The sequence below is a fragment of the Paucihalobacter ruber genome (assembly GCF_006494535.1).
In the GTDB taxonomy this organism is placed as follows: Bacteria; Bacteroidota; Bacteroidia; order Flavobacteriales; family Flavobacteriaceae; genus Paucihalobacter; species Paucihalobacter ruber.
The window spans coordinates 393,734-415,199 of record NZ_VHIQ01000001.1; the positions used below are offsets into that span (position 1 = coordinate 393,734).

The following is a 21,466-nucleotide window of genomic DNA, read 5'->3' on the forward strand; positions in this document are numbered from 1 at the left end:
AAAATATTAATCCAATATATGAAGATACAAATCATTTATCAGATGGTTTATTTTTAATACAATTTTTAATCATTCCTTAAGAAAAATTCGCAATTTTGTGGTCTAAATTTTTAATATGCCACAGATTTCCAAAAAAGGGCAACAAATGCCTTCATCTCCTATAAGAAAATTAGTTCCTTATGCCGAAGCTGCCGAAAAAAGAGGTACCACAGTTTATTACTTAAACATTGGTCAACCCGATATAAAAACACCTCAGGTGGCATTAGATGCCGTGAAAGTTCATTCACTAGAAACCATTGCATACACAAGATCTGAAGGCTCTGAAGATTACCGTAAAAAGATTGCCGGTTACTATAAAAAAAATCAAATTGATGTAACGCATAGCGATATTATTGTCACCACAGGTGGCAGCGAAGCCTTAATGTTTGCCTTCGGGAGCGTCATGGATGAAGGCGATGAAATTATCATTCCTGAACCTTTTTATGCCAATTATAATGGATTTTCAACGGCTTCGGGCGTAAAGGTTGTTCCTGTAATTTCTAAAATCGAAGACAACTTTGCATTGCCGCCTATTGAAGTTTTTGAAAAATTAATTACACCCAAAACAAGGGCCATTCTTATTTGTAACCCCGGAAACCCAACAGGTTACCTTTATACAAAAGAAGAAATCATGAAACTGGCAGCCATCGTTAAACAACACGATTTATTTTTAATTGCAGACGAAGTTTACCGGGAGTTTGTTTATGACGACGTTAAACATTTTTCCGTGCTACAAGTACCCGGTTTAGAAGAACACGCAATTGTTATAGACTCTGTTTCGAAGCGCTACAGTATGTGCGGCGCAAGAATTGGATATTTAGTCTCGAAAAATAAAGCATTTATAAATACAGCGTTAAAATTTGCACAAGCCAGATTAAGTCCGCCAACCTTAGCACAAATAGCCAGTGAAGCTGCCTTAGATACACCTCAGCAGTATTTTGACGAAGTTAAGGCAGAGTACAAAAAAAGAAGAGATACCCTCATGCGCGAACTTGAACAAATTGAAGGGGTGAAAGTTGCAAAACCAAACGGTGCTTTTTACTGCGTGGTGGAATTACCTGTTAAAAACGCTGATGATTTTGCCCAATGGCTGCTTGAAAAATTTTCATTTAACAACGAAACGCTAATGGTCGCACCGGCCGCAGGTTTTTATTCAACGCCGGGCGTTGGTTTAAATCAAATAAGAATTGCCTACGTTCTTCTTGAACAAAGCTTAGTCAAAGCCGTAAAAATTTTAAAAGAAGCGCTTAAAGTTTATAAAGACTAATGCAAATACTAAACAACATTTCTTTAAAACCTTTCAATACTTTTGGTATCGATGTTAAAGCGAAGAAATTTGTGACAATAAGCTCTGTAGCCGAACTTCAAGCTGTATTAAAAACCTTTAAAAACGAGAAGAAATTAATTTTAGGTGGCGGCAGTAATATGTTGCTAACTAAAGATATAGAATCTTTAGTGATTCACCTCGACATCAAAGGAACAGCAGTTTTAGAAGAAGATGCGTCTCATGTTTTGGTAAAAGCTTATGCCGGAGAAAACTGGCACGAATTTGTCTTGTGGTGCATAGCACATGATTTTGGAGGTGTTGAAAACTTATCATTAATCCCGGGTAAAGTGGGCGCTGTACCAATTCAAAATATTGGTGCTTATGGTGTTGAAATCAAAGATGTACTCATTTCTTGCGAAGCAATAAATATTGAAACCGGAAACATTAAATCTTTTTCAAATAATGATTGTAATTTTAGTTATCGCGAATCGGTATTTAAACAAGATTTAAAAAACAAGTATGTGGTAATTAGTGTTACCTTAAAACTTACCAAGAACAAACACAATATTAAAATTGGCTATGGTGCCATAGCGTCGCAACTGGAAACAAATGGGATTACCACACCGGGAATTAAAGATGTTTCAGAGGCTGTTATAAGCATCAGGCAAAGTAAACTTCCTGACCCAAAGGACATAGGCAATAGTGGTAGTTTTTTTAAAAATCCCATTATATCAATTTCAAAATACCAAGCTTTACTTAATAATTTTCCCACTATGCCAAACTATCCGGTTTCAAATGAAGGGGTTAAAGTCCCTGCCGGATGGCTTATTGAACACGCCGGATTTAAAGGAAAAACTATGGGTAATTACGGTGTTCATAAAAATCAGGCTTTGGTGTTGGTAAATTATGGCGGAGCCAAAGGTGAAGATATTTTTAACCTCGCTAAGCTTATTCAACTAACAGTAAAACGCCTGTTTGACATTGAAATTGAGATGGAGGTCAATGTATTGAATTAGAGAAACAACTTCAAAATTTAAGAAATAAGTTATTTTAGAGCACACAAATTATATTACTTTCAATAAATTAGCGTTACCTTTTTCCTAACGGAAAGCCATTCAACTAAAAAACAACCTTTTGAGTACAAGCTTAGAAACACAAATCATCAAACTGCTGGAAGAGGGTAATCAACAAGCTTTAAATTTGTTGTATGAACACTATTCCGACGCCTTGTTTGGAGTCATTCAAAAAATAACAAAAAACGACGAACTGGCACAAGATGCACTTCAAGAAACTTTCGTTAAAGTGTGGCGCTACTCCAACAAGTACGATGCCGATAAAGCCAAATTATTTACATGGCTTTACCGAATTGCACGCAATACAGCCATAGACAAACTGCGAAGCCATAACTTAAAACATCAAAAAAACATCCAAATTGATCACACAAACGTATATGTACTACCAACAACCAGTTTAAATCAGGATGTATTAGACCTAAGAGCGCAACTTGACAAGATTGACGAAAAATACCAAATAGTAATTAAAGCACTGTTTTTTGAAGGTATGACACAACAAGAGGCAAGCGAAGAATTAGACATTCCATTAGGTACAATCAAATCCAGATTAAAAATTGGTTTGCGGGAACTAAAAAAGTTTTACAATTAAAGATGAATGCCATGAATAAAAAACCACAAGAATTTCTAGCGTCTAATTTATTAGACAAATATATTATTGGTGCGACTTCATCAAAAGAAAATACAGAAGTTGAGTACTTTATTGATAATTTTGAAGAAGTTAAAGAAGCCTATCAAGTAGGTCAAAAAAATCTCGAGATTTTGGCGAAGGCTGAAAGTAAATCTGCGCCAGACTTATTGAATGATATCTTCCAAACAATCAACAAAGCAGATACAATAATTGAAAAAGAACAACCGAAGATTATTCATATAACTCAAAATCAAACTTCAACGCCTTGGTATTTTATGGCAGCTTCGGTGGCTGCGGTGATTTTTGCGATTGCCGCAACAGCCCTGTATTTTGACAACAAATCCTTAAAATCTGAAAATCAAGTAGTAGTTGATGAAATTTTTGACCTTAGAAGCGATATCGAAAATACCAACTCGCAATTATCTGATTTAATGCGCCAGTTTCAAAAACTAAACAATCCTGATACTCAAAAATACGTGCTAAGCGGAAACGAACGTGCCAGCAACCTGAAAACCGTTGCCTATATCAATCCCGTTGAAAGAACCTCAATGCTTGATATTATAAGCCTACCAAAATTACCCGAAGACCAATGTTACCAAATTTGGGGTGAGTTACAAGACCGTATGGTAAGTTTGGGAATTATGCATCCAAACGATGCAAAAATTAAACCGCTACCCTATTTAGATAGTTTAATAGCACTTACAATTACCATAGAAGATAAAGGTGGAAATGTTGTGACCTCGCCTGAAAGAGAAGTTGCGGAAATTATTTTAAACCAATAAAAAAAACGCTTGAGGCATGTCCTCAAGCGTTTAAAATATCATTAACTTTGCTTTATTCTTTGTCCAAAAGCGCTTTATGAATTAAGCCGGCCACGATGGCACCTGCTATTGGTGCTACCCAAAATAACCACAACTGAGATATGTAAGCACCTTCGGCAAATAATGCCTGACTGGTAGATCTTGCAGGATTCACAGAGGTATTGGTAATTGGAATACTAATTAAATGAATAAGTGTAAGCCCAAGACCAATTGCTATAGGTGCAAATCCCTTTGGAGCACGCTCATTGGTACTTCCTAAAATAATCAGTAAAAAGAACGCTGTGAGCAAAAATTCTGCAACTAGTGCGGCGGTCATTGAGTAGCCATCGGGCGACAAGTCGCCAAAACCATTAGAAGCAAATCCGCCAACACTGGTAAAGCCATCTTTATTTGATAAAATTAGATATAACGCACCGGCGGCAGCAATAGCACCAACCAACTGGGCAATAATGTACCCAATCAAATCTTTAGCATCAAATTTACCTCCGGCCCAGAGTCCAAAAGATACTGCCGGATTAAAATGACCGCCACTAATGTGACCAACTGCGTAAGCCATTGTTAATACCGTTAAACCAAAAGCTAGCGCTACGCCGGCAAATCCAATTCCCAAATCGGGATAACCGGCCGCAAAAACAGCACTACCACAACCTCCAAAAACCAACCAAAAGGTTCCAAAGAATTCTGCAAATAATTTCTTCATATATTACATATTTAATAGTTAGATGGTTAAAAGTATAAAATATTTTCATTTCTTTAACATTTTCTAAAACTTTTTAGAAATACATAACCGTTTATATTTTATAATTGCTTTGAATACCCGTATCTTTGCAAAAATTGATTTCCATGAAATTACTATTAATAACTTTAGTTTTATTGGCGTTAGCCATTGCAGGAATTGCTATAAAAATTTGGGCCAAAAAAGACGGAAAATTTGCCGGTACATGCGCAAGCCAAAACCCCTATTTAAATCAAAATGGTGAAGCCTGCGGTTTTTGTGGCAAAAGCCCTGATCAATTCGACAGTTGTAAAGAACCTCAGCATACGTCATAACACATGCTCGCCGAAGCATTATTCTATCTTTTTACAGTAATAATAGGTATTCAAGCTTTATATTACTTATTTGTATTTTCAAAATTTACATTTTTAAACACCACCGATACTGAGACCAAAAATATTCCTGTTTCGGTGATTATTTGTGCCAAAAACGAAGCTGAAAATCTAAAGCAATATCTTCCTTTAATCATTCAGCAAGACTACCCAAGTTTTGAAATTGTTTTAGTAGACGACAATTCATCCGATGATTCATTAGAAATCATGGAGTCATTCACCGAAAAACACAAGAATATTAAAATAGTAAAAGTTAAACCCATTGATAAATTTTGGGGTAATAAAAAATACCCCCTTACTTTAGGAATCAAAGCAGCATCCAACAATTTTTTGCTCTTTACGGATGCTGATTGCCAACCAATATCCAAACAGTGGATTAAGAGTATGGCGTCCAACTTCACTAGCTCCAAATCGCTGGTTCTTGGGTATGGCGGAATTAGCGGTAAGAAGAATTCATTACTGAACAAACTTATTCGTTACGAAACTTTATTAACCGCCGTTCAATATTTTTCATTTGCGACATTTGGAATGCCCTACATGGGTGTTGGAAGAAATTTAGCCTATCGTAAAGATTTATTTTTTGAGGCTTCGGGTTTTATGAACCACATGCACATTAAATCGGGTGACGACGATTTATTTGTAAATCAGGTAGCAACTGCTCACAACACGACTATCTGTTTTAACAAGGAAAGTTTTACTTATTCAGAAGGAAAAAATTCTTTTAAAAATTGGGTTTATCAAAAAAGGCGACACACTATCACTTCTAAATATTACAAACCAAAACACAAATTATTACTCGGCTTTTTTTATCTATCTCAATTAATTTTCTGGATATTGGCCATTGTTTTAATTGTACTTCAGGTTAAACTAGTCTGGGTATTGGCGCTAATTTTCTTAAGGCTTTTAATTCAGCAAATTATTTTAATCAAAGGCGCCATAAAACTCAATGAAAACAGCTTGGTTTTTTGGATGGTGTTCTTAGACTTTTTCTTGGTTTTCTCACAATTGATTATCTTTACTCTTAACTTGATATCAAAACCAAAACATTGGAAATAAAAGAAGCCATCGACAACGCCAAAAACAACAATCAGGCAGCTTTTAGATTTTTATTAGACCATTTCTGGAATGATGTCTATGGATTTTTATTAAAACGAACCAATAATGAAAACGATGCTGAAGATATTACCATTGAAACATTCTCAAAGGCATTTGATAAATTAGACACATACAAGTCTGAATACAACTTCAAAACATGGTTAATTACCATTTCAAAAAATATCCATACCGATCTTGTAAGAAAACAAAAAGTTAGATTTTCAAAAAGCAATTTACCTTCTCACGACGACGAGTTTTATCAAATTGCAGACGAGTCGCCATCGGCCGAAGACATCATTATTACCGAACAAAATCTCGCCAAACTTCTTAGAGATATTAAAAAATTAAAACCGGCTTATCAAGAGGTTATTCAATTGCGCTACTTTCAGGAAATGAGTTACAAGGACATTGCCGTAGAGCTAAAAGAACCCGTCAACAACATTAAAGTAAAACTGTTACGAGCTAAAAAACTCCTCGCTGAGATTCTAACAAAAAAATGAAACACTTAAGCTTTAAATCTCTCGGTCCGGGATTGATTTTTGCCGGAGCAGCAATAGGAGTTTCGCATTTGGTGCAATCTACACGCGCAGGTGCCGACTTTGGTTTTGGATTGCTATGGGCCTTGTTATTGGTAACGTTATTTAAATATCCGTTTTTTGAATTTGGTATGCGCTATGCCAATGCCACTGGAGAGTCTTTGTTAGACGGTTATAAAAAACTAAACAAATTTATTTTACCATTATATTTTGTCATTACGTTCGCAACCATGTTTACCATACAAGCTGCGGTAACTATTGTAACAGCGGGATTAGCGCAACAATTATTTGGCGATTTTATGAATACCACGGTTTGGGCAATTGTTATTTTGTTCATTTCGGTATTAATACTAATTAACGGAAAATATAAACTTTTAGATAGTTTGATGAAAGTTATAGTAATAACGCTAACTATTTCAACATTAATAGCTGCAATTCTATCGTTTTTTAATTATTCTAGACCTTTCGATTTCACACAAATTATTCCTGAAAATACTATTGAAATTGCCTTCTTAATTGCTTTTATGGGTTGGATGCCGGCACCATTAGACTGCTCTATCTGGCAATCATTATGGACACTTGAAAAACAAAAACTACATCCCGATTTCAAAGGTAAGTCGCCGTTAGCAGATTTTAATATTGGCTATTTTGCCACCATTATTGTTGGTATTTGCTTTATGAGTTTGGGTGTTTTTGTGATGTATAACTCAGGACTGGAATTTGGTAATTCAAGCACGCAATTTTCGGCCCAACTTATCAATCTTTACACCCAAAGTTTAGGAAACTGGAGTTTTATTATTATTGCAGTCGCGGCATTTACAACCATGTTTAGTACTACACTAACCACCTTAGACGCCTCGCCACGAGCCATGTTCAAAACCACACAATTATTATTTTCGAACAAGCAAATCAATCAATATAAAATTTGGCTCGTAGTATTAACTATTGGTACCTGCGCCATTTTTATCTGGCTGAGTTCAGAATTATTGGTTTTGGTTAAAATAGCCACCATCATTTCATTTTTAACAGCGCCATTTTACGCCATTATTAATTATTGGCTTATTACAGGTAAATACACGCCTAAAGCGCATCAACCCTCAGGCTTCATGAAGATTTTAAGCTGGTTGGGGATACTGTTTTTAGCGGTATTCGGAATTTGGTACTTGACCTCAATATTGTAAAAGTTTAAATTTTTACTTTGTATCTTTGCAAATAAAAAATTGATATGGAAACTCAGGTGGCTTCAAACATATTACCCGAAAGACAAGCAAAACCAAAATGGCTGCGCGTTAAGCTGCCTACAGGAAAAAAATACACTGAACTAAGGGGTCTGGTTGATAAGTATAAACTCAACACCATCTGCACTTCAGGAAGTTGCCCTAATATGGGCGAATGCTGGGGCGAAGGCACCGCAACCTTTATGATTCTAGGTAATGTATGCACCAGATCTTGTGGTTTTTGTGGCGTAAAAACGGGAAGACCTGAGACTTTAGACTGGGACGAACCCGAAAAAGTGGCCCGCTCCATAAAAATCATGCAAATTAAACACGCCGTTATCACAAGTGTAGACAGAGATGATTTAAAGGATATGGGCAGCATTATGTGGGCCGAAACTGTAAAAGCCATAAGACGAATGAATCCGCAAACAACCTTGGAAACGCTTATTCCCGATTTCCAAGGCGTTGAAAGACATATCGACAGAATTATAGATGTGGCACCCGAAGTAGTTTCGCACAATATAGAAACCGTAAGACGATTAACACGAGAAGTAAGAATTCAAGCCAAATACGACCGCAGTATGGGCGTGCTTAAATACTTAAAGCAACAAGGTCAACGAAGAACCAAATCGGGAATTATGCTGGGTTTAGGAGAAACACGTGAAGAAGTTATTGAAACTTTACACGATTTGAGAGCCAATGAAGTTGATGTGGTCACCATTGGTCAATACCTTCAGCCAAGCAAAAAACACTTACCCGTAAAACAATTTATTCAACCTGAACAATTTGATGAATATAAAGCTATTGGTTTAGATTTAGGATTCAGACACGTTGAAAGTAGTGCTTTGGTGAGATCATCGTATAAAGCTCAAAAACATATCGATTAAACTTATGATAAAAGTTGGTATTAACGGGTTTGGCAGAATTGGCAGGCGCGTTTTTAGATTACTTCAGGACAAGCAAAATGTTGAAGTAGTGGCCATTAATGATCTTGCAAATGCCGAAACCTTAGCGCATTTGCTCAAATACGACAGTATTCACGGCATTTTTAATGGAGACATCTCATTTTCAGATCAAAAAATCATAGTCAATAATAAAACAGTAGTAATCAGTAATGCCAATCACCCAAAAGACATTAATTGGCAACCTTTTAACTTAGATTTTGTAATTGAGTGTTCAGGAAAATTCAAAAAGTACGAAGATTTAGAACATCATATTAATAATGGTGCTAAAAAAGTGATTTTATCGGTGCCACCGGATGATGACAGCATAGACATGATAGTTTTAGGTGTTACAAATAACAGCAATATATTTTCAGCTAACATTGTTTCGAACGCCTCATGTACTACCAACAATGCAGCACCTATGATGAAAGTTATTGATGAACTTTGCGGCATTAAACAAGCCTATATTACCACCATTCACTCATATACCACAGACCAAAGTTTACACGACCAACCCCATAAAGATCTGCGCAGAGCCAGAGCGGCCGGACAATCAATTGTACCAACTACAACAGGAGCCGCGAAAGCGCTCACCAAAGTATTTCCACATTTATCAAATGTTATTGGTGGTTGCGGCATACGCGTTCCCGTTGCCAATGGCTCCTTAACCGATATTACATTGAATGTGCAAAATATTGTGACAATTGACGAGATCAATCAGGCATTTTTAACAGCCTCTAAAACCAATTTAAAAGGTATTTTGCAGTATACCTCAGACCCAATTGTTTCGGTTGATGTAATTGGTAATACGCATTCTTGCGTGTTCGATTCTCAAATGACTTCGGTAATTGGAGATATGGTTAAAATAGTGGGATGGTACGATAATGAAACCGGTTATTCGAGTAGAATTATTGATTTAATTTGCAATTAATCGAGAAAATTATCACTTTTATCGAATAAATAATTATATTTGTTCACTAAAAGTGTGTTAAAATGTCCCGAATCAAATATCTGATATTTGTTATAATAACCTCTTTTTCAGTTTTAATTCAAGCTCAAAATCTTGTAAATGAAGACCTTGAACTTTTAAAATTGAATTTAGAAAACCTCATAGTTCAATCTGAGTTAGAGATTGACAGGGGTGATTACTACAATGCCAAAGAAAGTCTTACAAAAGCCCTTGCCATTTCAGAACAACTTGAGGATTTACAAACGCAAGGCGTACTTCATACCAAAATTGCCCGAATTGAGTACACTGTTGAAAATTCGGATAAAGCTTTTTTATCACTCACCAAAGCCGCCGAAATTCAGCGTGAGATAAGCGATTATGCCAATCTGGCCATAACTTACAACATGCGTGGTATTGTGCATAGCAGCAAGGGTGAATACCAAACAGCTTTAGATTATTTTACTTCAGCCAAAACTAAATTTGAAGAGGAAGATTTAGAGCGTTTCCTGGTGGATGTTAATATCAACGAAGCCAAGGTTTACATCAAGCTCAAAAACTACGATGAGGCTAAAGAACGATTAGAACAAGCTATTATACTAGCCAACAAATACGATCTTCAAAAGCAATTGAGTACCGCACTTATTTATAATGGTACTGTAATGGAAAAGACAGATAATATTGCTTCGGCATTTGAAAATACCGAAAAAGGCATAGAAATTGCCACAACCAATAATATTTCTAAAAATTTAATGGATGGCTACCTCATTATGAGTAACCTTTATGAAAAGAAAAAAGATTACGAAAACGCCAATATCTTCATTAAAAAACACTTAAAATTAACTGATTCGTTATTAAATATCACGCAAGATAATTTTTCGCCCGAAAAAAGTGCACAGTTACTCAAAACGTATAATCAGGCCGAAAGGCAAGAGTTGATTTCTCAACTATCTGAAGCAGATTCTGACAGTAATATCGCCAGGCTAACTACTATTTTAAGTATTGGTTTAATCACCATTTTATCGCTGCTAACCTTGTCGTTGTACAAGAACAACAACATCAGGTTAAAGACCAATAACATGCTTTACATTAAAAACGACGAGTTAATTGTTGCAAAAGAAAAAGCAGAACTGGCTTCAAAAACAAAGGCAAATTTCCTTTCAACCGTAACACATGAATTGAGAACACCACTTTATGCCGTTACCGGTTTAACCAATATGCTATTAGATGAAAATCCTAAACCCGAACAAGTACAACATTTAAAGTCGCTAAAATTTTCAGGCGAATACTTATTAACCTTCATTAACGATATTCTTCAAATCAATAAAATTGAAGCAAATAAAGTTGAATTAGATCCGGAACAATTCAATCTTAAAAATAAAGTTGAAAACGTGATTTCGGCACTAGACAACAGTGCAAAAACAAACAATACTCAGCTACATTTAAACTATGAAGAAAATTTACCTGAAAGTTTCGTAGCCGATCAGCTTAAAATTTCTCAAATACTTATTAATTTAATTGGTAATGCTATTAAGTTCACCAAAGACGGTGATATATGGGTAAAAATATCCAAACTCAACCAAAATAATGACCAATACACCCTAAGATTTGAAATAGCCGATAATGGCATAGGCATCTCAAAAGAAAAGCAAGAACATATGTTTGAGAGTTTTTCGCAAGGATCCATTCAAATCAACCGTAAATATGGCGGTACCGGACTCGGCCTTTCTATTGTAAAAGGTCTTGCAGAAATACTTAAAGGAAAAGTTTATGTGAAAAGTGAATTAGGAAAAGGCTCCAGCTTTTTCTTTGAAATACCCTTAACCTACGCCCCCGAAAATGTTATTAAAAAAGAACCAAATAGTCACGCTAAAAAAATTGAAGCATTGGATTTAAGTAACATTAAAATTTTAGTGGTTGAAGACAACAAAATCAACCAAATGATCACTAAAAAGATTCTGAACAAAATGAATCTTACTTGTGATATTGTAGAAAATGGCGAAGATGCCGTAGAACACGTTAAAAAAACCAATTATAACGTGGTACTTATGGATATCCATATGCCGGGAATTAGTGGTATAGAAGCTACTAAGATTATTAGAAGCTTTGACAAGGACCTTACAATTTTTGCCCTCACGGCTGTAACGCTGGAAGACAAAATGCAGGAATTTGACGAAGCAGGTTTTACCGATATTATCTCAAAACCATTTAAACAGGAAGATTTTGAGAAAAAACTTTACAATGCTTTAAAGAAAAATCAATCGACCTCTCAGGCTTCGGTTGAAGAATAAGTGTTGATAAAAGTTTTTACAATATCATTGAACCTGTTTTCAAAATCTATTTGTATTGAAATAGGTAAATAATACAAACCCTTGTGATTATCTAAACTACCTTTTAGTCTCACAAAATCTTTTTCAGTGGTTACTATTAAAGGTTTTGTCTTTAACAATTGTAATTCTTCAGATGTAAAAAAGTGATGATCGGGATATTCCAAATGCTCAAAAATCATTTGGTTCTGTTCTAAAAAAGTTACCAATGGCGTTGGATTGGCAATTCCAGTTAATAAAGTAAAATCTTTTCCTATCAAATCGTTTAAACCTATAGAATTTCTTTCATTTTTTATAGCGTTTTCATATTGTATACTACTAAAAAATAATGACTGATACGCTTTCAATCTAAGCTGTTTTTCTATGTTTTGCTTTTCATCGGCACTTAAATCCTGCGGACATTTCGTAACCACAATCACCTCTGCCCTATTGGCACCGCTTTTTGGCTCTCTTAAATTTCCGGTTGGCAACATCATATCGGCACAATACAAATTATTGTAAGCAGTTAGTAAAATATTTAAACCCGATCTAACCTGCCTGTGCTGAAAAGCATCATCTAATAAAATAACCTGTGGCTTATTATTCATGTTTAATAATCTTGAAATACCACGCTTTCGTTGTTCATCTACGGCAACAATTATTTGTTTAAACTTGCCGTAAATTTGAAAGGGTTCATCTCCAATTTGCTCTGCCGAAGCCTTATGATCTGCAACTACAAATCCTGAGGTTTTACGTTTATAACCTCTGCTCAATACAGCTATTTTATATTGGTTAGATAGAACTGAAATAAGGTATTCAATCATTGGTGTTTTACCGGTTCCACCAACTACCAAATTACCAACACAAATTACAGGATGATTAAATTTGGTAGATTTTAAAAGTCCGAAATTATAAACTTGGTGATAAAACCATGTAATCAGCCAGTAGACTGGCACAAAAACAATGACTATTTTTCTAAGTAATTTCACAAAACGAAATTAAAACATTTTAGCTTCACCTCAGAAATAAACCCCTAAATAAACAGTAAACCCAAACATATATCTTAATTTTATGCTGTTTATATTTGCAAATGCATCATTAAATTTATAAAAATATGATTGTTCAGGATGTGATGGAATGGCTTGAAGAATTGGCTCCACTAAAGTATGCCGAAGACTTTGATAACGTAGGACTTTTAGTTGGCAACCGCAATGCAGAAGTTACCAATATTCTTGTAAGTTTAGATACTTTAGAAGCTGTAGTTGACGAAGCTATTGCCCATAATTGCAATCTTATTGTTAGTTTTCACCCTATTATTTTTAGCGGTTTAAAAAAACTAAATGGCAACTCTTATGTAGAACGCACTGTTATAAAGGCTATTGAACATAAAATTGCTATTTACGCCATTCATACAGCCTTGGATAATCACTGGAACGGTGTTAGCGATGTTTTATGTAAAGCATTAGGCCTTAACAAGCGCCAAATCTTGGTTCCAAAGCAACAAACCATTCACAAATTAACCACTTTCGTTCCAACCAAAAGTGCAGAAACTGTAAGAGACGCACTTTTTGCCGCCGGTGCAGGTAATATAGGTAACTACAGTAATTGCAGCTTTAATTCTCAAGGACTGGGTTCATTTAACGGCAATGAAAATAGCAACCCAACCATTGGCAAAAAAGGTGAAACCCATTTTGAAGAAGAAACTCAAATTACAGTAACCTATCAAAAACATTTAGAGTCTGGTATTCTGCAAAATTTATTTAAGAGCCATCCGTATGAAGAAGTTGCTTACGAAATCATCACACTTAACAATCTCAATCAGCACATTGGCATGGGAATGATAGGTGAACTAAATGAACCTATACATACAACAGACTTTTTCAATCATATCAAACAATCATTAAATATTCCTGTAATCAAACATTCGCAACTGTGCAAAACACAAATTAGACGTGTTGCAGTGTTAGGTGGCTCAGGAAGCTTTGCCATAGAAGCTGCCAAAAGGGCAAAAGTAGACTTGTTTTTAACATCCGACCTTAAATATCATGATTATTTTAAGTCTGAAGATGAGATTATTATAGCCGATATTGGTCATTACGAAAGTGAGCAATTCACAAAAAATTATTTAGTAGACTTTCTATCAAAAAAAATTACTAATTTTGCACCTGCCTTACAGCAAAGTAAGGTGTTGATATCAACTACAAATACAAATCCGGTAAAGTATTTTTAATATGACAAAAAAGGTTGAACTTACTGTTGAAGAACGTTTAAGAGCATTGTACGATTTGCAATTAATCGATTCAAGAATAGACGAAATTAAAAACCTAAGAGGAGAACTTCCCCTGGAAGTTAGAGATTTAGAAGATGAAGTTGAAGGTCTTAATACCCGACTTGAAAAATTAAACGCCGGTATAGAAGTTGTTGACGAACAGATAAAATCCAAAAAGAATTTGATTGAAGAGTCAAAGGCTCTAATAAAAAAATATCAGGAGCAGCAGAAAAATGTTAGAAATAACAGAGAATACAACTCTATCACTAAAGAAATTGAATATCAAGAACTTGAAATTCAATTAGCCGAAAAACACATCAAAGAATTTAAAGTTCAAATTGAACAGAAAAAAGAGGTGATCAACGGCACAAAAGAAAGACTCAAAGACAGACAAACGCACCTTAAACACAAAAAGAGTGAGTTAGATGCTATTATGTCTGAAACTGAAAAAGAAGAAAATGCCCTAATAGAAAAAGCAGCCGAATATCGCGCAAAAATTGATGAGCGCTTGGCTAATGCTTATTCAAGAATTAGAAGAAATGTAAGAAATGGTTTAGCGGTTGTAGCTGTAGAAAGAGGTGCCGCAGGCGGATCGTTCTTTACAATTCCACCACAAGTACAAGTTGAAATTGCTACGAGAAAGAAAATAATTACCGACGAACACAGCGGAAGAATCTTAGTAGATCCCGCACTTGCTGAAGAAGAAAAATCTAAAATGGAAAAGCTATTCGCTAAATTGGCATAGTTTTTCGAAATTAATAACAATAAGCCTCTGTTTTCAGGGGCTTTTTTATTTAATAAAACTTTAAGTGAATTATTAACATATATCGCTAATTTTACATAAAAAAGCTATGGAAAGATTTTTATTAGCCATTATAATTTGCTTGTTTTTTAGTTGCAAACACGAAGCACAAGTTAACCCCAAACAACAAGCAGTCATCAATGCCGAACCTATTGAAGTACCATTAGAGAACGGATTGGCACGTGCCTATTTTGCAAGTGGTTGCTTTTGGTGCGTTGAGGCTGTTTATGAAAGTGTTATTGGAGTTGAAGAAGTTATTAATGGATATGCAGGAGGTTATACCAACAATCCCACTTATGAACTCAGCAACACCGGAACAACAGGTCATGCCGAAGCGGTTGAAGTTATTTACAACCCAAACATCATTAGCTTTGCGCAATTGGTGGATGTATATTTTGGATCGCAAAATCCAACACAGGTAAATGGTCAAGGGCCTGACAAAGGCAGCCAATATCGTTCTATTATTTTCTATCAGAACGAAGCCCAAAAACAAATTATTCTGGAAAAAAAAGCTGCATTATCCAAAAAGCTTAATGCAACTGTCGCAGCCGAAATTTATCCGTTTCAAAAATTTTGGGTAGCCGAAGATTACCATCAGGATTACGAAAAATTGCATCCGGGACATCCGTACATCATGAATGTTTCTATACCCAGACTTAATAGATTTAAGGCTAAATTTCCGGAGTTACTAAAAGAAAACAATTAAAAATGAAAAATATCATCTACCTTATTATTTTGAATTTTACATTATTAGCCTGTAATTCAAACAAAAAAGAAACAACAACGGAAACAATAGCCCAATTGTCTGTTCAAGAACAAATTGCCATGGCGCACGGCCTCGAAAATTGGGACAAAGTATCTAAACTAGAATTCACCTTTAATGTAGACCGGGAAGGTAACCATTTTGAGCGCAGCTGGATTTGGGAGCCAAAAACAAATCAGGTTACCATGATGACTGCTGCAGACACCATTAGTTATAACAGAATGGCTGTTGACAGCCTAAGCCTCAATGCCGACAGAGCTTTTATTAACGACAAATTCTGGTTATTAATACCGTTTCAATTGGTATGGGACAACAACACCAACATTTCTAAATCGGAAAAAGTACTCGCTCCTATTGCCAAGGATTCCATAAATAAACTCACCATTACCTATCCGTCAGATGGCGGCTACACACCGGGAGATGCCTATGATATTTTTTATAACGATGATTTTATGATTGAAGAGTGGATTTATCGCAAAGGTAATTCAAGCGAACCATCGCTTGTAAATTCCTTCGAAAATTATATAACAGTCAACGGCATTAAATTTGCCCAAGATCATAAACAACCTGATATAGACTGGAATTTAAACTTTACTAATATTAAAATTGAAAACTAATCATTAAAGCCACTGGTATTGTGATGGCCATCGCAATAAGGTTTTGTATTTGAAGCGCCACATCTGCAAAAAGCTGTGGTTCTTTTTTTAGTTTCAACATCGCCGTTTTTATGAGTAATACTTATAGTACCGTGAACCAAAAGTGGCCCTTTCTCTAAAACTTCTACTTTGGTTTCCATTTGCTAATTTTTAGTGGTTTAAAACAATTTTGCTTGTTGTGTGTAAGTTACAAAAATTATTTCAATCCTTACAATTAGTAAGTAATCATAACATTGAACGTTTATAATTCTTATTTTTGTGAATACACCAAATATTTCACAAATTGACCCACTTTAAAACAGGAATTGAATTTGCAAAACAACTCGACAAAACCGATGTGTTAAGCGACTTCAGAAATCAGTTCCACATTCCTAAAAACCACCATGGCGATCCGCTCATTTATATGTGTGGAAATTCTCTTGGTTTACAACCTAAATCCACGCAAAGCTATATCAATCAAGAACTTGAAGACTGGGCTAATCTTGGTGTTGAAGGCCATACCCAAGCCAAAAATCCTTGGTTAAATTACCATGAATACCTAACCGGAAGTATGGCTCAAATTGTGGGTGCAAAACCTATTGAAGTGGTAGTGATGAACACCCTTACAGTGAATTTGCATCTCATGATGGTATCGTTTTACAAACCCACAAAATCACGTTATAAAATTTTAATTGAAGCAGATGCATTTCCCTCAGATAAATATGCCGTAGAATCGCAATTAAGACACCACGGAATTAATGAAAAAGAAGGGCTTATCTTGTGGCATCCTCCGAAAGGTGAAAATTTAGCGAAATACGAAGATTTAGAGCAAATTCTAAAGCAAGAAGGCAACCAAATAGCACTTATTATGATAGGTGCGGTTAACTATTATACCGGGCAGTTTTTTGATTTAAAACACATAACGCAATTAGGGCATAAATACGGTTGCGTAGTAGGATTTGATTGTGCTCATGGCGCAGGCAATGTCGCATTAAATTTACACGAATCCGGTGCCGATTTCGCTACTTGGTGTACCTATAAATATTTAAATTCCGGACCCGGAAGTTTAAGCGGTTGTTTTGTTCACGAACGCCACGCTTATAACAAGGAACTCAACCGTTTTACAGGATGGTGGAGTCATAACAAAAATACACGTTTTAAAATGCGCGACGATTTTGATTTGATGCCCGGTGCCGAAGGTTGGCAATTAAGCAATCCGCCCATTTTATCTATGGCAGCCATCAAGGCTTCCTTAGATATTTTTGAAGCAGCCACCATGCCCAAACTCATTGAAAAAAGTAAATTGCTTACAGGCTATTTTGAGTTCCTTCTCCATGAATTGCGAAGCGACCGCATTCATATCATCACCCCAACAAACCCAGATGAACGTGGCTGCCAGCTATCAATTCAAGTAAAAAATGCCGATAAATCATTATTTAACCAATTAACTGAAGCGGGCGTTATTGCCGATTGGCGTGAGCCAGATGTAATTAGATGTGCGCCTACGCCTCTGTATAACCAATTTTTAGATGTTTACAACACAGTCAACATATTAAAATCGCTACTCAATGACTAAATCCAACAAACAACAAAACGTACTTATTATTGGTGCCGGATTGTGTGGCTCGTTATTGGCATTACGCTTGGGTCAGCGCGGTTATAATGTCACGGTTATGGAGAAGCGATCAGACTTGCGAAAAGTTAAAATAAGTGCAGGTCGCTCTATCAATTTGGCCTTTTCAGATCGCGGTAACAAAGGCATTAAGTTGGTAGAATTAGAAAAAAAAGTACAGGAATTATGCATTCCAATGCACGGGCGAATGCTACACGACAGAGAAGGCAACACCATTATGTCTAATTACAGTGGCAGGTCTCATGAATATATCAATTCTATTTCTCGTGGCGATTTAAACGCCTTACTACTAGACGAAGCCGAAAAACACAAAAATGTGTCAATCTATTTTAATCGGGCTTGTACTTCGGTTGACTTTGAAAAAACAACCGCTTACTTTAAAGATCTTGAAAATAATAACGAATTTATTGAAGATGCCGATGTTATCCTGGCTACAGATGGTGCTGGTTCGGTATTAAGACAGAGTTATTTCACCTCAAAAAAGTTTTTATTTAGTTTTTCGCAAAATTTCCTCACGCACGGCTATAAAGAATTAAGTATTTTACCGGCTGAAAACGGTGGCTACAAAACCTTTAAAAATGCGCTTCATATTTGGCCCAGAGGCGATTTTATGATCATTGCTTTGCCCAACCTAGATGGCAGTTTTACAGTTACGTTATTTTTGAGCTATGATGAAGGTGAATACAATTTCAACAATCTCACCACACCCGAAAGAGTGACCGATTTTTTTAAAAAAGAATTCCCTGATGCCCTCGAGTTAATGCCCAATCTAACCGAAGATTTTTTTAATAATCCAACAGCACCACTCGGAACGGTTAAGTGTCATCCTTGGCACTACAAAGGCAACACCTTGTTGCTGGGCGATGCAGCACACGCCATTGTGCCTTTTTACGGTCAAGGTATGAATGCATCGTTTGAAGACGTAGTAGAATTAGATGCCGTATTAGATCAATATGAAGGCAACTGGGAAAGAGTTTTCACAGAATATGAAAAGACCAGAAAAAAAGACACCGATGCCATTGCCGATTTGGCCATAGATAACTTCCATGAAATGAAAGACCATGTTGCTAACCCCATATTCCAGGAAAAACGCAAAATTGAAATGGTTCTTGAAAAAGAATTCCCAAACCATTATTCGTCTAAATATAGTTTGGTTACCTTTAATGAACATATTGGCTATAGGGAAGCTATGTTACGTGGTCGTGCTCAGGATAAAGCCATTCTAAGTTTGCTGTATGACGATAAAAATTTCATTATAAAAGATTTAAAAGAACTTTTAAATAAAGTAAATAACCATGCCGAAACTATTTTAAAACAAGATGAAATAGCCGGATTAAAATAATTGATATGTCAAATCAAACCGTAACACCCAGAGGTGCTTATCCGCATGTAAAAGTGGTAGGTAATTGGATTTTTGTTTCTGGAACCAGCTCAAGAAGACCCGATAACACAATTGCAGGCGTTGATATCATTGATGAAATGGGCACCAAACGCTTAAATATTGAAGTCCAAACCCGAGAAGTCTTAAACAATATCAATCGAAATTTGGAAAGCGTAGGAGCCAGCCTTAAAGATGTGGTAGACGTCACTACATTTTTAGTTAATATGAACGACTTTGCCGGGTATAACAAGGCCTATGCAGAGTTTTTTAATAAAGAAACCGGTCCTGCCAGAACTACCGTAGCGGTGCATCAATTACCACATCCTGATTTGGTGGTTGAGATTAAAGCCACTGCCTTCCTGCGAACGCCGGAATCTCTATAGAAAGAAAAAAATAATTTTAACATCTCCTTGGAGTAAAAATATTTCTGATTTCGTGGCAAGTAGTAATATAAAAGATGAGATTCCTGCTTTCCTGTCTACCGGTCAGGCTGGCGTAGGAATACAAAACTTCATCAACGGCAAATTTCAAAATCCAATCCTCAACAATTGGATAGATAATTATTGCCCGGCTAACGGTGAAATTTATGGTAAAATTCCAAACTCGAGTCATGAAGATATAGAAATGGCCTATCTGGCGGCGCAAGAGGCTTTTCCTGCTTGGTCACAAACCACTTTAGACGAACGGAGTCGTATCCTCATTAAAATTTCAGAATTACTGGAAGCTAACCTGCAACGTTTCGCCGAAGCCGAATCTATAGACAATGGCAAACCCATTAGTCTGGCTAAAACCGTAGATATACCCAGAGCTGCCAGCAACTTTAGATTTTTTGCCAATGCCATTACCCAATTTGCCAGTGAAAGTCATGAAAGCGTTGGGTATAATGCCATCAACTACACATTGCGTCAACCCATTGGCGTGGTAGGTTGTATTTCGCCATGGAACCTTCCACTCTATCTGTTTACCTGGAAAATTGCACCTGCCATAGCTGCAGGTAATTGCGTGATAGCCAAACCCAGCGAAGTCACTCCGGTTACGGCCTATTTATTGGGTGAATTGTGCAACGAAGCCGGTTTACCAAAGGGCGTTTTAAACATTGTTCACGGTCTTGGAAATACCACAGGACAAGCCATAATAGAACATCCAAATATTAAAGCCATTTCGTTTACAGGTGGTACGTCTACCGGCGCACATATAGCAAAAGTAGCAGCGCCCATGTTTAAAAAATTATCACTTGAACTAGGTGGTAAAAATCCAAACATCATTTTTGCCGATTGCGATTATGAAGACATGCTGTCTACAACTGTGCGTTCGTCGTTTGCTAATCAAGGTCAGATATGCCTTTGCGGAAGTCGGATTTTTGTGGAAACGACCATTTATGAAAAATTTAAAACCGATTTTGTTACAAAAGTCAAACAGCTCAAAGTGGGGCACCCTTCAGAATCAGCAACTAATATTGGCGCATTGGTATCTCAACCACATCTTGAAAAAGTGTTACGCTATATTGAAATTGCCCAAGAGGAAAACGGTACTATTTTGTGTGGCGGTACCAAAGTAACGATTGAAGGATTTGAAAACGGTTATTACCTGGAGCCAACCGTTATAGAAGTTACTACCGATGAATGTACGGTGAATCAAGACGAAATTTTTGGTCCTGTGGTTACCATTATGCCATTTAAAACTGAAGAAGAAGTGCTTGAAATGGCAAACAAAGTAAAATATGGCTTATCGGCAACACTTTGGACCAACGATTTAACCCGAACCATGAGAATGACACAAAAATTGCAATCAGGAATTGTCTGGGTAAATACCTGGATGTTAAGAGATTTAAGAACCCCTTTTGGTGGCGTTAAAGCTTCCGGCATTGGGCGTGAAGGTGGTTTTGAGGCTTTGCGCTTTTTTACAGAGGCTAAGAATGTGTGTATTAAATATTAAACAAGAAAATAGAAGAAAGAGAAGAGAAAATAGACTTTTTATCATCTCTTGTCTCTTATCTCTTTTCTC

General features: G+C 36.2%; 22 protein-coding genes. 19 read left to right on the forward strand and 3 right to left on the reverse strand.

Annotated elements, in window-relative coordinates:
• Positions 1 to 115: 115 nt before the first annotated feature.
• The 4 genes from FJ651_RS01735 to FJ651_RS01750 all read left to right on the forward strand — a co-directional run bounded on the left by FJ651_RS01735 (position 116) and on the right by FJ651_RS01750 (position 3,789).
• Positions 116 to 1,306, forward strand: a complete 1,191-nt coding sequence (locus tag FJ651_RS01735) for a pyridoxal phosphate-dependent aminotransferase (RefSeq protein ID WP_140988667.1) — start codon at positions 116 to 118, stop codon at positions 1,304 to 1,306.
• Positions 1,306 to 2,322 (forward strand): UDP-N-acetylmuramate dehydrogenase, encoded by a 1,017-nt coding sequence (gene murB / locus FJ651_RS01740; protein ID WP_140988668.1) that lies wholly within the window; start codon positions 1,306 to 1,308, stop codon positions 2,320 to 2,322. The genes FJ651_RS01735 and murB overlap by 1 nt, the downstream gene beginning before the upstream one ends.
• A 118-nt stretch (positions 2,323 to 2,440) precedes the next feature.
• The gene (locus FJ651_RS01745; RefSeq protein ID WP_140988669.1) at positions 2,441 to 2,968 is read left to right on the forward strand and encodes an RNA polymerase sigma factor; all 528 of its coding nucleotides are present in this window, start codon (positions 2,441 to 2,443) and stop codon (positions 2,966 to 2,968) included.
• An 11-nt stretch (positions 2,969 to 2,979) separates the two neighbouring features.
• Positions 2,980 to 3,789, forward strand: a complete 810-nt coding sequence (locus FJ651_RS01750; protein WP_140988670.1) for an anti-sigma factor domain-containing protein — start codon at positions 2,980 to 2,982, stop codon at positions 3,787 to 3,789.
• Between the two features lie 52 nt (positions 3,790 to 3,841).
• On the opposite strand, the gene aqpZ is transcribed toward FJ651_RS01750, so the two are convergent.
• Entirely contained in the window at positions 3,842 to 4,528 is a 687-nt protein-coding gene (aqpZ, locus tag FJ651_RS01755) for an aquaporin Z (protein ID WP_140988671.1), read from the reverse strand.
• A 143-nt stretch (positions 4,529 to 4,671) separates the two neighbouring features.
• Between aqpZ and FJ651_RS01760 the strand changes: the two genes are divergently transcribed.
• The 7 genes from FJ651_RS01760 to FJ651_RS01790 all read left to right on the forward strand — a co-directional run bounded on the left by FJ651_RS01760 (position 4,672) and on the right by FJ651_RS01790 (position 11,964).
• Entirely contained in the window at positions 4,672 to 4,878 is a 207-nt protein-coding gene (locus tag FJ651_RS01760) for a membrane or secreted protein (RefSeq protein WP_140988672.1), read from the forward strand.
• Between the two features lie 3 nt (positions 4,879 to 4,881).
• The gene (locus FJ651_RS01765) at positions 4,882 to 5,991 is read left to right on the forward strand and encodes a glycosyltransferase (RefSeq protein WP_140988673.1); all 1,110 of its coding nucleotides are present in this window, start codon (positions 4,882 to 4,884) and stop codon (positions 5,989 to 5,991) included.
• Positions 5,982 to 6,530: an RNA polymerase sigma factor gene (locus FJ651_RS01770; RefSeq protein WP_140988674.1), complete on the forward strand. Its 549-nt coding sequence runs from the start codon at positions 5,982 to 5,984 to the stop codon at positions 6,528 to 6,530. The genes FJ651_RS01765 and FJ651_RS01770 overlap by 10 nt, the downstream gene beginning before the upstream one ends.
• Positions 6,527 to 7,747 carry an Nramp family divalent metal transporter gene (locus FJ651_RS01775; RefSeq protein ID WP_140988675.1) on the forward strand — a complete coding sequence of 407 codons (1,221 nt, stop codon included), beginning with the start codon at positions 6,527 to 6,529 and terminating at the stop codon, positions 7,745 to 7,747. Before FJ651_RS01770 ends, FJ651_RS01775 begins: the two co-directional genes overlap by 4 nt.
• 44 nt (positions 7,748 to 7,791) lie before the next feature.
• Complete coding sequence (gene lipA / locus FJ651_RS01780; RefSeq protein ID WP_140988676.1) at positions 7,792 to 8,670, forward strand: lipoyl synthase; 879 nt, start codon at positions 7,792 to 7,794, stop codon at positions 8,668 to 8,670.
• Between the two features lie 4 nt (positions 8,671 to 8,674).
• Positions 8,675 to 9,658 (forward strand): type I glyceraldehyde-3-phosphate dehydrogenase, encoded by a 984-nt coding sequence (gene gap / locus FJ651_RS01785; protein ID WP_140988677.1) that lies wholly within the window; start codon positions 8,675 to 8,677, stop codon positions 9,656 to 9,658.
• A gap of 161 nt (positions 9,659 to 9,819) precedes the next feature.
• Complete coding sequence (locus FJ651_RS01790; RefSeq protein WP_246085291.1) at positions 9,820 to 11,964, forward strand: tetratricopeptide repeat-containing hybrid sensor histidine kinase/response regulator; 2,145 nt, start codon at positions 9,820 to 9,822, stop codon at positions 11,962 to 11,964.
• Here FJ651_RS01790 and lpxK read toward each other — a convergent pair.
• Positions 11,943 to 12,968 carry a tetraacyldisaccharide 4'-kinase gene (gene lpxK / locus FJ651_RS01795; RefSeq protein WP_140988679.1) on the reverse strand — a complete coding sequence of 342 codons (1,026 nt, stop codon included), beginning with the start codon at positions 12,966 to 12,968 and terminating at the stop codon, positions 11,943 to 11,945. The genes FJ651_RS01790 and lpxK overlap by 22 nt on opposite strands.
• 125 nt (positions 12,969 to 13,093) lie before the next feature.
• On the opposite strand from lpxK, the gene FJ651_RS01800 reads away from it, so the two are divergent.
• From FJ651_RS01800 to FJ651_RS01815, 4 genes are all read left to right on the forward strand, one after another.
• Positions 13,094 to 14,209, forward strand: coding sequence for a Nif3-like dinuclear metal center hexameric protein (locus FJ651_RS01800; RefSeq protein ID WP_140988680.1), 1,116 nt, complete (start codon positions 13,094 to 13,096; stop codon positions 14,207 to 14,209).
• 1 nt (position 14,210) lies between these two features.
• Positions 14,211 to 14,993 carry a zinc ribbon domain-containing protein gene (locus FJ651_RS01805; RefSeq protein WP_140988681.1) on the forward strand — a complete coding sequence of 261 codons (783 nt, stop codon included), beginning with the start codon at positions 14,211 to 14,213 and terminating at the stop codon, positions 14,991 to 14,993.
• A 106-nt stretch (positions 14,994 to 15,099) separates the two neighbouring features.
• Positions 15,100 to 15,756, forward strand: a complete 657-nt coding sequence (msrA, locus tag FJ651_RS01810) for a peptide-methionine (S)-S-oxide reductase MsrA (RefSeq protein ID WP_140988682.1) — start codon at positions 15,100 to 15,102, stop codon at positions 15,754 to 15,756.
• 2 nt (positions 15,757 to 15,758) lie between these two features.
• Positions 15,759 to 16,430 carry a hypothetical protein gene (locus FJ651_RS01815; protein WP_140988683.1) on the forward strand — a complete coding sequence of 224 codons (672 nt, stop codon included), beginning with the start codon at positions 15,759 to 15,761 and terminating at the stop codon, positions 16,428 to 16,430.
• Here FJ651_RS01815 and FJ651_RS01820 read toward each other — a convergent pair.
• Positions 16,427 to 16,609, reverse strand: a complete 183-nt coding sequence (locus FJ651_RS01820) for a CDGSH iron-sulfur domain-containing protein (RefSeq protein WP_140988684.1) — start codon at positions 16,607 to 16,609, stop codon at positions 16,427 to 16,429. The two genes, FJ651_RS01815 and FJ651_RS01820, sit on opposite strands and share 4 nt — an antisense overlap.
• Positions 16,610 to 16,752: 143 nt before the next feature.
• Here FJ651_RS01820 and kynU point away from each other — a divergent pair, with 143 nt between their 5' ends.
• The 4 genes from kynU (at position 16,753) to FJ651_RS01840 (ending at position 21,397) form a co-directional block, all read left to right on the forward strand.
• On the forward strand, positions 16,753 to 18,024 hold the full coding sequence (kynU, locus tag FJ651_RS01825; RefSeq protein ID WP_140988685.1) for a kynureninase: 1,272 nt from the start codon (positions 16,753 to 16,755) through the stop codon (positions 18,022 to 18,024).
• Entirely contained in the window at positions 18,017 to 19,423 is a 1,407-nt protein-coding gene (locus tag FJ651_RS01830; protein WP_140988686.1) for an FAD-dependent oxidoreductase, read from the forward strand. Before kynU ends, FJ651_RS01830 begins: the two co-directional genes overlap by 8 nt.
• 5 nt (positions 19,424 to 19,428) lie before the next feature.
• Positions 19,429 to 19,845, forward strand: coding sequence for a RidA family protein (locus tag FJ651_RS01835; RefSeq protein WP_140988687.1), 417 nt, complete (start codon positions 19,429 to 19,431; stop codon positions 19,843 to 19,845).
• A gap of 118 nt (positions 19,846 to 19,963) precedes the next feature.
• Entirely contained in the window at positions 19,964 to 21,397 is a 1,434-nt protein-coding gene (locus FJ651_RS01840) for an aldehyde dehydrogenase (RefSeq protein ID WP_394348077.1), read from the forward strand.
• Positions 21,398 to 21,466 lie beyond the last annotated feature (69 nt).